Source organism: Yoonia maricola (assembly GCF_002797915.1).
Classification (GTDB): domain Bacteria; phylum Pseudomonadota; class Alphaproteobacteria; order Rhodobacterales; family Rhodobacteraceae; genus Yoonia; species Yoonia maricola.
Window position 1 is genome coordinate 1,706,801 of the sequence record NZ_PGTY01000001.1, and the last position, 12,385, is coordinate 1,719,185.

Genomic DNA, 12,385 nt, shown 5'->3' on the forward strand with positions numbered 1-12,385 from the left:
AATACCGGCCCTTGGCACGCGACAAGAACAGCGAAGACTTTATCGGCCCGATCCGCAGATTGCTGGTCGGGGTGTTGGTGTTGGCATTGGTCGGTCTGTTTCTGGTCTGGCGCATCGACAGCCCGCGGGTGGAACGGTTACGGGCGGCAGCGATAGACACCTTCGTGCCGTCATTTGATTGGGCAATGGCCCCCATCACCGGGGCCGCAAACCTGATCAATGATTTCCAAAGCTATCAACAACTGCGCGCACAAAATCAGGATTTGCGTCGCGAATTACAGCAGATGAAGGCCTGGAAAGAGGCCGCACTACAATTGGAACAGGAGAACGCAAAGCTTCTCGACCTCAATAATGTGAGCCTCGATCCGCAACTAACGGTCGTCACCGGCGTTGTGATCACCGACAGCGGCTCACCATTCCGTCAATCCGTGCTGATCAACGTCGGTGCGCGTGACGGGATTGTCGATGGCTGGCCAACCATGGATGCCATCGGTCTTGTGGGTCGTATTGCCGGTGTTGGCCAGAATACCAGCCGTGTGATGTTGCTGACCGATACATCCAGCCGCATCCCCGTCACGATCCAACCATCTGGGCAAAAGGCTATCTTGGCCGGTGATAACTCACTCAATCCGCCACTTGAGTTTTTGGAAGACACAGCTTTGGTCCGCCCCGGCGACCGTGTGGTATCGTCGGGCGATGGCGGTGTCTTTCCAGCCGATCTTCTGGTTGGTCAGGTCGCCTTGGGTACAGATGACCGCCTGCGCGTACGTTTAGCGGCAGATTATCAAAGGCTTGAATTCCTGCGCGTTCTGCGATCGCAACCTCATGAAGAGATTGAAGATCCAGATAACCTGCTGGCGCCTGAGGCAGAATTCTTTGGCCCTGCAGGGATCAACCCCGCCTCTATCAGCGCATCGGAGCTGACAGATGGCTGAACGGGTGGATCGCAAAACATGGGTGCAAGGTGCGGTATTCGTCGGTTTAGCTTTCGTTTTGATCGTGGTTGATCTTGTGCCACTCGACATGCGCCCGTCGCTGTGGGTCGCACCTGATCTGTTGCTGGCTGTGACTTTGGCATGGGTTGTACGCAAGCCCAATTATGTCCCGGTCCTAGTTATCGCCTTCCTTTTTTTGATGACTGACTTTCTATTCATGCGGCCACCGGGCCTATGGGCAGCATTGGTCGTGATACTGAGCGAGATGCTGCGCCGTCAGCACCGTGAATTCCGCAACATGCCCTTGCTGATCGAATGGGGGACCGTCGCTTTTGGGATCGTGGCCATCACCATCGTCAATCGTATCGTGCTGGCTATCGTCATGTCCCCGCAGGCACCGTTGGGGCTAAGCCTGATTGAAATGATGGTAACAATCCTTGTGTATCCCATCGTGTTACTGATTGCCCATTTCATCTTTGGCGTCTCGCGCACAGCGCCCGGCGAAATCGGCACTAAGGGGCAAGTCTTATGAAACGGTCAGCCAAGGATGTCATAGCAAGCACCAGCACAATCAGCCGCCGCGCCTTGGTGATGGGTGGCGCACAATTGGGCGTCATTGGTGCGTTGGGATGGCGTCTGCAATCCATGCAAGTCGAGCAGGCTGATGAATTCCGCCTACTTGCAGAAGAAAACCGTATTAACATACGCCTTTTGCCCCCCTCAAGAGGGTTGATCTTTGACCGCAACGGCATCGCGATTGCTGCCAATGAACAAAACTACCGCGTTGTAATGGTCCGCGAAGATGCAGGCGACGTTGGCGAAGTCCTCGCCAAGTTAACCGAGATCGTGGATATCAACCCCGCTAACCTGTCTCGCGCCATGGAAGAAATGCGCCGTCGCTCACCCTTTGTGCCCGTGACTATTGCGGACCGTTTGTCTTGGGAAGATGTCGCACAGATTAACCTCAACACCCCAGCCCTGCCCGGCATTCAGGCGGAAGTGGGCCTCAGCCGCGTCTACCCTTGGGGTGCTGATTTGGCGCATGTTGTGGGTTACGTGGGTCCGGTCAGCGACTATGATCTCAGCCGGATTGATGATGCTGATCCATTGCTGCAAATCCCCAAGTTCCAGATCGGCAAAACGGGGGCCGAAAATAAGTTGGAGCACACTTTACGCGGCAGCGCAGGTACCCGCCGGATTGAGGTGAACGCAGCCGGACGGATCATGCGCGAGTTGGACCGGCAGGAAGGCGATCCCGGCAAAGACATTCAGTTGACGCTCGATAGCCGCTTGCAAAGCTATGTGCAGGCCCGGCTGGATGGTGAATCCGCCGGTGCCGTTGTCATCGATCTTGAAAATGGCGATCTGCGCGCGATTGCTTCGGCCCCGGCCTTTGACCCAAACCTTTTTGTGCGTGGCATTTCAGTGCCGGATTGGACCGCCCTGAACGAAGACAAATACCGCCCACTTGCCGCAAAGGCAGTGCAAGGCACCTATCCCCCCGGGTCGACCTTCAAGATGGTCACTGTCATGGCCGCCATGGAGGCCGGCCTCGTGACCCCGGATGAGACGGTCTATTGCCCCGGCTTTACAGATGTCTTCAACATCCGTTTCCACTGCTGGAAACGCGGCGGGCATGGCAACATCGATTTACATGAAAGCCTGAAACAAAGCTGCGACTGTTACTACTATGAAATCGCGCAGCGCGTCGGCATCGACAAAATGGCCGAAATGGCGCGCAAGCTGGGCCTTGGGGTGCGCCATGATTTACCACTGTCTGCGGTTGCAGAAGGGCTTGCCCCTGATAAGGAATGGAAATCCCGTGTGCGCGGTGAAGAATGGCGTATTGGCGACACCGTGAACGCGTCGATCGGACAGGGTTATGTGCTGACTTCGCCTTTGCAACTGGCCGTCATGACGGCCCGTATCGCGACAGGCCGAGAAATCACACCACGCCTGATCCGGCTGATTGACGGGGTCGAACAACCATCCGGCCTGGGCGAGAGCCTTGGCATCAACGAAAACACGCTACGCCGCATCCGTGCATCTATGGTTGATGTCTGCAACCATCGCCGGGGCACCGCCTATGGATCGCGGATCATGGATGATGCGCATAAGATGGCGGGCAAAACAGGGACCAGCCAAGTACGTCGCATCACGCCTGAGGAACGCGCGGCAGGCGTAACCAGCAACGAAGACCTGCCATGGGAACGCCGCGATCATGCACTCTTTGTTGGATATGCTCCTTTCGACAACCCCCGTTATGCCGTGTCTGTTATTGTGGAACACGGCGGCGGCGGATCGCGCGCGGCAGCCCCCATCGCGCGCGACATCATTTTGCAAGCCCAATACGGCGGACCGCCACCTTTGGAAGCCTATCCCACGAGCGTAAGGGACCAGATTGCCGAACAGCAGCGTCGGATTGAAGCGCGTGTGCCACCGGGTGCCAAGGGGCGCGACCGCGTATGAGCTATCTTGAGTATAATACCAAATACGTACCAACCGGGCTTCGCAAAGTTCTACACTTGAACTGGCCGATTATCTTGTTGCTGATTGCGGTCGCAAGTGCAGGTTTCTTGATGCTTTATTCCGTTGCGGGGGGCTCTATGACGCCGTGGGTCGCACCGCAAATGGAGCGTTTTGCACTTGGCATGGTGCTGATGATCATTGTCGCGATGGTCCCGATCTGGTTCTGGCGCAACATGGCTTTTGTTGCCTATGGCGGATCCCTGTTACTACTTTTGGGGGTCGAGTTTTTTGGCGAGGTCCGCATGGGTGCGCAGCGCTGGATCGACATCGGGTTCATGCGTTTGCAGCCCTCTGAGTTGACCAAGATCACGCTGGTGATGTTCTTGGCTGCTTATTACGACTGGCTGCCGAATAAGAAAACGTCGCACCCCCTTTGGGTCGTCATTCCCGTCCTGTTTATCCTTGCGCCCACGATGCTGGTTCTGAGCCAGCCTGATTTGGGCACGGCGCTGCTACTTTTGATCGGCGGGGCTACCGTCATGTTTCTGGCAGGCGTTCATTGGGCCTATTTTGCGACGGTGATTGGTGGTGGCGTCGCCGCCATCGTTGCGGTTTTCCAAAGCCGCGGCACGCCTTGGCAGCTCTTACAAGATTACCAATACCGGCGGATTGATACGTTTCTTGACCCCGCAAATGACCCGCTGGGCGCGGGCTATCATATCACGCAAGCCAAGATCGCGTTGGGATCAGGCGGCTGGACTGGACGCGGGTTTATGCAAGGCACACAGTCTCGACTGAATTTCCTGCCTGAAAAGCACACAGACTTCATCTTCACCACATTGGCCGAAGAGTTTGGCTTTGTTGGTGCCTCTACCTTGCTGGTGCTCTACCTGCTGATCGTGCTCTTTTGCATCATCTCGGCATTTGGCAACCGTGATCGGTTTGCATCTTTACTGACACTTGGTATCGCAATGACGTTCTTTCTATTCTTTGCGGTCAATATGGCGATGGTCACGGGGCTGGCCCCTGTGGTGGGTGTGCCATTGCCATTGGTCAGCTACGGCGGATCGGCCATGTTGGTACTCTTGGTTGCTTTTGGTCTTGTACAAAGTGCCCATGTGCACAGGCCGCGCTAATGCTGAATATCCTGTTTTCTGCCCAACCCGCGCGTTGGGATGAATATCAACGCCCACTGACCGAAGCTTTTGCAAAAGCGGGGCTGCAAGCCAACCTGTCACGAGACCATGGCCCAGCCGATGTGGACTACATCGTCTTCGCACCCAATGGACCCGTCACCGACTTCACGCCCTACAAAAAGACAAAGGCGATCATGAGCCTTTGGGCTGGGGTTGAGACAGTTGTAGATAATCCAACGCTTACCCAACCGCTGTGTCGCTTGGTGGATGACAGCCTGACGAACGGGATGGTTGAATGGGTCGTTGGGCATACGCTGCGCCATCACCTTGGCATGGATGAGCATATCACCAGACAGGATGGGGTGTGGCGCAACTTTACCTATCCACCCGTTGCCGCGCATCGGCCGGTTACGATACTTGGGATCGGCGCTTTGGGGGCTGCGTGTGGGCAAGCTCTGCATCAGCTAGGCTTCCCAGTCACAGGCTGGAGCAGGCGCGCGAAAAACATTCCCAATATCACCTGCATGCATGGGGATGACGGTTTGCGCGCCGCATTGTCCGATGCGCAGGTCGTCATCCTGCTTTTGCCACAAACACCACAGACTGAGAACATTCTGAACGCGCAAAGCCTGAACCTACCGGCAAGAGGTGCATTCATCATCAACCCCGGTCGTGGCCCTTTAATTGATGATGCGGCTTTGCTTGCAGCACTCGACAGCGGCCAAATCGCCCATGCTACATTGGACGTCTTTCGGACAGAGCCATTGCCCGCGACGCATCCTTTCTGGGCGCATCCACAGATCACCGTGACCCCACACATCGCCTCAAGCACCCGGCCAGAGACCGCGTCAATGGTTATTGCTGAGAATATCGCGCGCGGCGAAGCGGGCCAACCTTTCCACTATCTGGTGGATCGTACGCGGGGCTACTAACGCAGTTTGGGCGGCTTTGCGGGGTCCATCCCCGGCGCGCCCGGCACATGTGGTGTCTCTGGCTCGGGCAGATCAAACCGCAGGCCAACTTTGGCCAGATGTGCTGCCAAGGGGTCACTTGCCCGGACAAACAGCACGTCCATGACACCCGCCTCAATACCCGAGAACGTCAGCGCTTCGCTAGCGGCAGAAGCAAGCGCCTTTTCCGCGCCCTCCACTGCATCAACAAAGGCCAGCACATGACCGCGCGCGCCGTCCTCGTAAGTCGCAGCCGCAAGATAAGCGAACCGCGCAAGCCCTGCTGCAATGGCCAGCTTGCGATCCAGGCCTGTGACAACCGCCTGTGGCAGGCCAACGGGCGCGGAAACCTCAGTCAGCCGCGCTTCGGTTTCATCGGGACCATGCGACAGGGTTGCCACCAGCCATTCAACAGCTTCTGCCGGGATCAGCATCGCGGATGGGGCCACTTCAAGGTTCAGCGCCAGCCCAATCCCCTGCCCGGTCAGCATCTGCGCCAAGGCACGGCCGGGAACACCTGCATAGGGTGCAACACGGCCCACGAATTGCGACAGGCGTTCCTCTCGGTCAAAGACAAGCGTAAATGTCTGATCTTCGATCTCAAACAGTTCCGGTTGGATCTGATCACCCTCGGCCTCCGCCCCGAGCAGCATGAACAATTCGGTATCAGCAAGCCGTTCGTAAAACTGCAGGCGTGCCGTGTCATCCTCGGGCGCGGCCTCCATTGCGGCGTGGGCTTGGTCCAGGTCGGTCATTTCAAAGCATCTTTCACAACAGCGCGCAGATCGGGCAGCACATCAGCCTCAAACCACGGGTTTTTCTTCAACCATCCGGTATTCCGCCACGACGGATGAGGCAAGGGAAAGACACGCGGTGCAAGGTCGCGCCAACTGCGGACCGCCTCGGTCACGCCCGCCCCTTTGCCCAAGTGCCAGCGGTGCGCATACCCACCCACGAGAACCGTTAAAGGTGGATCACCCAGTGCGTCCATGACGCGGGCATGCCATGTTTCTGCGCAGATTTTTGGTGGAGGCAGGTCTGATCCTTTGGCGTCATAGCCAGGAAAACAGAACGCCATCGGGACAATAGCAACACGCTTGCGATCATAGAATATCGCCTCATCCAGCCCCAACCATTCGCGCAATCGATCACCGGATCGGTCGGTGAAAGGCCGTCCGGACTTGTGCACACGCAGCCCCGGTGCCTGCCCTGCAATCAAAATGCGTGGCTTGTTATCAAACCAAACTACGGGGCGCGGAGCATGGCGCGATGCGGTCGCAGCAAAACGCGTGGCACATAATCTGCAGGCCGAAATTTCATCTTGGACGGACATGGCGAAACTTTGCATGGACGTATCCGACTGTCACGCCTCAGCACGGCTATATTCATGCCTTAAAGTCGCTGTATGGAAACGTGGTGAGGCGTGTTAACCTATTGGCGCTATAAGAGGATATAGCCCAAGACAGGGCTTAAGTAGGATAAGATGCTGGAATTCGCGGAAGTCAGCAAATCGTTTTGGACAGGCACGCAGCGCAAGGTGATCCTTGACCGCGCCTCTTTCCGCGTGGAGTTGGGAAATTCGCTAGGCATTCTGGCGCCCAATGGCACAGGCAAGACCACATTAATCAATATGATGTCAGGTTTGGAAAAACCTGATGAAGGGACAATCCGGCGCGGCTGTCGCATTTCATTTCCGCTGGGTTTCATGGGCGGTACCGACCAAACGCTTTCAGCAATGGAAAACAGCCGTTTTATCGCGCGGCTTTACGGGTTGGACCCCGACTATGTTGAAGCCTTCTGCCGATGGCTTTGCGGTCTGGAAGAATATTTTGATATGCCGCTGGGCACCTATTCTGCTGGTATGCGCGCGAGGTTTTCCTTTGCGCTCTTGCTGGCGCTTGATTTTGACATGTACCTGATCGACGAAGGCATGCCCGGTGCCACTGACGCAGAATTTAACCGTAAGGCCGGAGAAATCCTGCGCGAAAGGCTGGAAAAAGCCACGGTGATCATTGTATCCCACCAACCTGCTGTGCTTGAACGTCTGGCCAAGACGGCGGCAGTGCTCAAAAATGGGCAGCTGCATATGTTTGACACCTTGGAAGAGGCGCGCGTGCTTTATGACTACCAAACCCAAGGTTAAAAAGTTCCGCATCCGGCGGAAAACACCTGATGAGCAGGCCCAAGCCGCGGCCGGCGCAGAAGCTGTGGAAGACGTCAAAGAACCCTCGCACGCCGAACAGATCGCAGCCATCAGCAAAGAAGGCCTAACGGGGCGTCAATTGCGCATGGCGCGGCGCGTTGCCATGAAGAACGGGTTTGAAGCATCCTCGGATTATGATGCAGTGCGCCAGCTGCGCGCAGCGGGGATTGACCCGTTTCAACGCAGCTCTGTGCTAGAGCTTGTTAAACCCGATAGTACAAAAGTACCTGGTAAACGTGGTCGCATTCAGTTGCCAGATACGCGGCAGGACGAGGGTATCTCGCTCCCCTCTACCAACAATCAAACAGCACTCAATCGCAATGCTGCCGAAATTTTGCAAATCCAGCGCGATATTGCGGCCCGGCGCAAGCGCAAGCTGGCGCTTTTGTTCACGCGGCTGTCGTTCTTTGTCTTACTACCCACATTCCTGATCGGCTGGTACTTCTACAACATCGCAACACCCATGTACGCAACCAATTCCGAGATCGTAATCCAGCAGGCGCAACAGCAGGGCGGCGGACCGCAGGGGTTGGCAACACTGTTTCAAGGCACCTCGATGGCAACCCAGCAAGACAGCATCGCCGTGCAATCCTATCTTGCATCGCGCGAGGCAATGTTGCGTCTCGATGGGGATCACGGCTTCAAATCGCATTTCGCCAACCCAGAAATTGATTCCATCCAACGGCTTGAAGAAGGTGCCACAAACGAGCAGGCTTTCGATCTTTACAAAGATCACGTCAAGATCAGCTATGACCCGACCGAGGGGCTGATCCGCATGGAAGTGATCGCTGCCGATCCGGTCAAAAGCTATGACTTTTCGCAAGCCTTGATCGGGTATGCCGAGGAACAGGTTGACCAGCTGACCGGGCGCCTGCGCGAGGACCAGATGCGCGGTGCGCTACAAAGCTATGAAGAGGCCGAAGAGCGCCGCGCCGAAGCGCTTGCCACATGGCTGGCCATTCAGGAAGACGTGCGCCAGATTGACCCGCAAAGCGAAACGACCGCCCGCATGGGGCAGATCAACACGCTGGAAAGTGAAAAGCAAAGGTTGGAGTTGGTACTGCAATCGCGGCTGAATGTAGACCGGCCAAGCGAAGTGCAGGTGCAATCCTTGCGCGACCAGATTGCCAATATTGATGTATTGATCATGGATTTACGCGATCAACTGGTCGGTGGCACGGGCGAGCAGGTATCCTTGGCGGCGCGGAACACGGAACTACGGACAGCGGAAGAAAACTACAGCTTTCAGACGGCGATGGTGCAACAAGCCCTGACACAGATGGAGACCGCGCGTATTGAAGCCAACCGGCAGGTCCGTTACCTGTCACAAAGCGTGCGCCCGGTTATTCCCGATCAGGCGACTTATCCACGCGCCTTTGAAAACACGATCCTGGCGTTTTTGATCTTTTCGGGTATCTACCTGATGGTCTCAATCACCGCCTCGATCCTTCGCGAACAGGTCAGCTCTTGATGCATACAGTCGATATTGGTGAACTCGCGGTCAGCAATGACCTGCCCCTTTTGGTCATTGCGGGTCCCTGCCAGTTAGAAGGCACCGACCACGCACAGATGATTGCGGGCAAAATGGCAGAGGTTTGTGCAGCACATGGGGCGCAGTTCGTATTCAAAGGGTCCTACGACAAGGCCAATCGTACCTCGCTTGGGGGCAAACGCGGGCTTGGAATGGATGAAGGCCTGAAGGTCATGCAATCAGTCAAGGGCAGCATCGGTTGCCCGGTCCTGACCGATATCCATGCACCTGATCAATGCGCGACAGTGGCAGAAATCTGTGACGTGATGCAAATCCCTGCATTCCTGTGCCGCCAAACCGATTTATTGCTTGCGGCTGGCGAAACGGGCGCTGTCATCAATATCAAGAAGGGTCAGTTCCTCGCGCCTTGGGATATGAACAACGTCGTCGCTAAGGTCGAAAGCACAGGCAACAAACGCCTCTTGCTAACCGAGCGTGGCGTATCTTTTGGTTATAACGCGCAGGTTGCCGATATGCGGTCGCTACCGATCATGGCGCGCACGGGTTATCCTGTGGTAATGGACGCAACCCACTCGGTCCAACAACCCGGCGGGATGGGCGGTTCATCGGGTGGGCAGCGGGAATTCGCACCCGTCATGGCGCGGGCGGCCGTATCACTTGGGATCGCCGCGGTCTTTATCGAAACCCATGAAGACCCGGACAACGCACCATCAGATGGGCCCAATATGATCCCGCTTGATCAAATGGACGGGGTCGTCAAAAGCCTGATGGCCTTTGACGCGTTGGCCAAGGACGATCCGCTACGGGTGTGACAGGAACGATTTCCTTGTTATGGTACGGCATTGCCTGACGGATTGATTTTATGCGCCTTTTTTTGATTTTTGCCTTGTTCCTGACGCTTGCCCTGCCCATCGCCGCGCAAGAGGCCAATGGCACAATCGCCACCGAAAACTCGGCTCAGCAGGACGCCGCAATCGCATTGCGTATCCGAGAAATCTTGGGTGAGCTGGGAAATTACGACGATGTTAGCGTCACGGTAAATGAAGGGGTGGTCACCCTGCGGGGCACCACTGCATCTGCTGTTGAAGCGCTTGAACTGGAACCATTGGCGGCCCGTATTGAAGGGGTCGTTGCTGTACGCAATCAAGTCACCGAAACGGCGGATATCGGGGAACGGCTGAACCCAGCGATTGAACGGTTCCGCGGGCGGGTCGATCAGTTTGTTATCTTCTTCCCGCTCGCCCTGATCGCGGGGGCTGCCTTTGTCGTTGTGGTCTTCATCGGTTTCACCCTTGCACGCATGCGCCAACCGTGGGAACGGCTGGCACCCAACATGTTCATCGCCGAGATTTACCGTCAGCTGATGCGTATTGCTTTTGTGATCTTCGGTATCATAATCGCATTGGACATCCTGAACGCTACAGCGTTGCTCGGCACGATCCTGGGGGCCGCCGGTATTATCGGTCTTGCTTTGGGTTTTGCGGTGAAAGATACGGTCGAAAACTTCATCGCCTCGGTCATGCTATCTTTCCGACAACCCTTTCGACCCAATGACACGGTCGAGATCAATGGCGACATCGGCAAGGTCATCCGACTGACCAGCCGCGCGACAATCCTTTTGTCCTTTGACGGCAACCACATCCGCATTCCCAATGCGACGGTCTTTAAGAGCCGGATCATAAATTACACGCAGAACGCTGAACGCCGTTTTATGTTCTCGGTCATGGTTGAACGGGATGCTGACTTGCAGGAAACCCGCGCTATGGTCGCCAAAACAGTGCAAGACTTGCCCTTCGTGCTGAACGAGCCCGCCGCACAAACATGGATAGAAGCACTTCACCCTGCTGGGGTCGAACTGGTGATCACCGGTTGGGTCGACCAGAACGAGACGTCAATCGTCTTGGGCAAGGGCGAGGCATTGCGACAGGTAAAACTGGCGATCCAAGCCGCAGGCATTGTGATCCCTGATGCGACACAGGCCATTCACCTGTCCCGTGAGACCAAACCAACTGCACCAGACTTGCATGAAAGCACACAAGTGGAAACTGTCGATGCCAGCGAAGACGCCGCCCTCGACCGGATTGTCGAAGCCGAGCGGCAAGAGGAAATCTCTGAAGACCTGCTGCGCGAAGACAGCCTCAAAGAATAGGTCAATTCTTTGCAAAACAGGGCTTGAACCAATCCCACCTTCGCAGTATCTAGCCCCTCGCTGCTGGGATGTAGCCAAGTGGTAAGGCAACTGTTTTTGGTACAGTGTACCGTAGGTTCGAATCCTACCATCCCAGCCAGCATTTTTCTTGTGTGCCGTCCGGCATGAATCGCAACTTGTCTGGCGAGAGTTGCAACTTTTGTAAGGTAAGAAAGAGACTTCGGGCACTGCCTCCGGTTTCTCGACCTCTTGAGTGGTTCAGTTTGCCTTTCCTCGGTTACTTAAAATTGCCCTCAGCTTGCTATCATCACTTAAATGGAAACAGCTGCAGCTTTGGTGTCGGCGCAAAGGCGGTGTTTGTATCCGCCTTATATCGGGGCAAGGGCGCTGCTGAGCAGCCTGTCAAACGTCGAATGGCTACTTGGAGACCGTGGCCATGATGCATATTGGTTCCGAGAAGCCCTGCAAGACAAGGGTATTCGGCCATGCATCCCCGGTCGAAAGTCCCGCGTCGAAGCCGTGCGGTACGACAAGCGCAGATACAAACGTCGCAATCGTATCGAGATTATGTTCGGTAGATTGAAAGACTGGCGAAGGGTCGCAACCCGATACGGCCGATGTCCAAAGGTCTTCCTATCCGCAATCGCACTCGCCACAACCGTCACCTATTGGTTATGAGTCCTGACCCTAGCAAATTGCCTTCTTTGGACCCATGGGTGCTGACGTCAGACATAGCGAGCATTGCCGCGGCTGACACGACGCCTTTGAAGCCAAGCATCGGTCGTGTGATGCGCTTGATGAGGCGGTGATCTTGCTCGATGATTTTGTTCAGGTATTTGGATCTGACCATGTCGATCTTGACCGTCGTACCCAGCCGCTCGAAAATTCTGTTGATCGTGATCCGTTTCGGGATGCCGTTATTTTACAACCCATAAATGATCACCGTAGTTAGATAGTGCGCGCCTTTGAAGGAGATTATGTCATTGCAAAGCATGTTGCTGGATCCGTCATCGCACCAAACTTACAACCAACATAACAAAACTTTGCGACA

Annotated in this window: 11 protein-coding genes, 1 tRNA gene and 2 pseudogenes; 11 read left to right on the forward strand and 3 right to left on the reverse strand. The window is 55.8% G+C overall.

What is annotated here, in order from left to right; genetic code table 11:
• Positions 1-11: 11 nt before the first annotated feature.
• Genes mreC through BC777_RS08635 form a run of 5 tightly spaced genes read left to right on the forward strand, consistent with a single transcriptional unit; the run spans position 12 to position 5,472 of the window.
• Positions 12-935, forward strand: a complete 924-nt coding sequence (gene mreC / locus BC777_RS08615) for a rod shape-determining protein MreC (protein ID WP_100367662.1) — start codon at positions 12-14, stop codon at positions 933-935.
• Positions 928-1,467, forward strand: a complete 540-nt coding sequence (locus BC777_RS08620; RefSeq protein ID WP_100367663.1) for a rod shape-determining protein MreD — start codon at positions 928-930, stop codon at positions 1,465-1,467. Before mreC ends, BC777_RS08620 begins: the two co-directional genes overlap by 8 nt.
• Positions 1,464-3,404, forward strand: coding sequence for a penicillin-binding protein 2 (mrdA, locus tag BC777_RS08625; RefSeq protein WP_100367664.1), 1,941 nt, complete (start codon positions 1,464-1,466; stop codon positions 3,402-3,404). The genes BC777_RS08620 and mrdA overlap by 4 nt, the downstream gene beginning before the upstream one ends.
• The gene (rodA, locus tag BC777_RS08630) at positions 3,401-4,540 is read left to right on the forward strand and encodes a rod shape-determining protein RodA (RefSeq protein WP_100367665.1); all 1,140 of its coding nucleotides are present in this window, start codon (positions 3,401-3,403) and stop codon (positions 4,538-4,540) included. Before mrdA ends, rodA begins: the two co-directional genes overlap by 4 nt.
• Positions 4,540-5,472 carry a 2-hydroxyacid dehydrogenase gene (locus BC777_RS08635; protein WP_100367666.1) on the forward strand — a complete coding sequence of 311 codons (933 nt, stop codon included), beginning with the start codon at positions 4,540-4,542 and terminating at the stop codon, positions 5,470-5,472. Before rodA ends, BC777_RS08635 begins: the two co-directional genes overlap by 1 nt.
• Here BC777_RS08635 and BC777_RS08640 read toward each other — a convergent pair.
• Together BC777_RS08640 and BC777_RS08645 are read right to left on the reverse strand one after the other, a co-directional pair.
• Positions 5,469-6,245 carry an SseB family protein gene (locus tag BC777_RS08640; RefSeq protein WP_100367667.1) on the reverse strand — a complete coding sequence of 259 codons (777 nt, stop codon included), beginning with the start codon at positions 6,243-6,245 and terminating at the stop codon, positions 5,469-5,471. The genes BC777_RS08635 and BC777_RS08640 overlap by 4 nt on opposite strands.
• Positions 6,242-6,838 (reverse strand): uracil-DNA glycosylase family protein, encoded by a 597-nt coding sequence (locus BC777_RS08645; RefSeq protein ID WP_245834211.1) that lies wholly within the window; start codon positions 6,836-6,838, stop codon positions 6,242-6,244. The genes BC777_RS08640 and BC777_RS08645 overlap by 4 nt, the downstream gene beginning before the upstream one ends.
• 135 nt (positions 6,839-6,973) lie before the next feature.
• On the opposite strand from BC777_RS08645, the gene BC777_RS08650 reads away from it, so the two are divergent.
• The 6 genes and pseudogenes from BC777_RS08650 to BC777_RS08675 form a co-directional block, all read left to right on the forward strand.
• Positions 6,974-7,633 carry an ABC transporter ATP-binding protein gene (locus BC777_RS08650; protein ID WP_100367668.1) on the forward strand — a complete coding sequence of 220 codons (660 nt, stop codon included), beginning with the start codon at positions 6,974-6,976 and terminating at the stop codon, positions 7,631-7,633.
• A complete protein-coding gene (locus BC777_RS08655; RefSeq protein WP_100367669.1) occupies positions 7,611-9,164 on the forward strand; it encodes a KpsE/RkpR family capsule polysaccharide export protein in 1,554 nt (517 codons plus the stop codon). Before BC777_RS08650 ends, BC777_RS08655 begins: the two co-directional genes overlap by 23 nt.
• Positions 9,164-9,997: a 3-deoxy-8-phosphooctulonate synthase gene (gene kdsA, locus BC777_RS08660; RefSeq protein ID WP_100367670.1), complete on the forward strand. Its 834-nt coding sequence runs from the start codon at positions 9,164-9,166 to the stop codon at positions 9,995-9,997. The genes BC777_RS08655 and kdsA overlap by 1 nt, the downstream gene beginning before the upstream one ends.
• A gap of 50 nt (positions 9,998-10,047) precedes the next feature.
• Positions 10,048-11,334 (forward strand): mechanosensitive ion channel domain-containing protein, encoded by a 1,287-nt coding sequence (locus tag BC777_RS08665; RefSeq protein WP_100367671.1) that lies wholly within the window; start codon positions 10,048-10,050, stop codon positions 11,332-11,334.
• 64 nt (positions 11,335-11,398) lie between these two features.
• Positions 11,399-11,473, forward strand: a tRNA-Gln gene (locus BC777_RS08670).
• Positions 11,474-11,703: 230 nt separating this feature from the next.
• Positions 11,704-12,012: pseudogene (locus tag BC777_RS08675) on the forward strand (transposase); the annotation flags it as partial.
• Positions 12,013-12,067: 55 nt separating this feature from the next.
• Here BC777_RS08675 and BC777_RS19610 read toward each other — a convergent pair.
• A pseudogene (locus BC777_RS19610) lies at positions 12,068-12,253 on the reverse strand (DDE-type integrase/transposase/recombinase); the annotation flags it as partial.
• Between the last annotated feature and the right edge of the window lie 132 nt (positions 12,254-12,385).

Coding starts and splice junctions, on each gene's coding strand:
- BC777_RS08620 (WP_100367663.1), top strand. CDS start 928: ATGGCTGAACGGGTGGATCGCAAAACATGGGTGCAAGGTGCGGTATTC.
- mrdA (WP_100367664.1), top strand. CDS start 1,464: ATGAAACGGTCAGCCAAGGATGTCATAGCAAGCACCAGCACAATCAGC.
- rodA (WP_100367665.1), top strand. CDS start 3,401: ATGAGCTATCTTGAGTATAATACCAAATACGTACCAACCGGGCTTCGC.
- BC777_RS08635 (WP_100367666.1), top strand. CDS start 4,540: ATGCTGAATATCCTGTTTTCTGCCCAACCCGCGCGTTGGGATGAATAT.
- BC777_RS08640 (WP_100367667.1), bottom strand. CDS start 6,245: ATGACCGACCTGGACCAAGCCCACGCCGCAATGGAGGCCGCGCCCGAG.
- BC777_RS08645 (WP_245834211.1), bottom strand. CDS start 6,838: ATGCAAAGTTTCGCCATGTCCGTCCAAGATGAAATTTCGGCCTGCAGA.
- BC777_RS08650 (WP_100367668.1), top strand. CDS start 6,974: ATGCTGGAATTCGCGGAAGTCAGCAAATCGTTTTGGACAGGCACGCAG.
- BC777_RS08655 (WP_100367669.1), top strand. CDS start 7,611: ATGACTACCAAACCCAAGGTTAAAAAGTTCCGCATCCGGCGGAAAACA.
- kdsA (WP_100367670.1), top strand. CDS start 9,164: ATGCATACAGTCGATATTGGTGAACTCGCGGTCAGCAATGACCTGCCC.
- BC777_RS08665 (WP_100367671.1), top strand. CDS start 10,048: ATGCGCCTTTTTTTGATTTTTGCCTTGTTCCTGACGCTTGCCCTGCCC.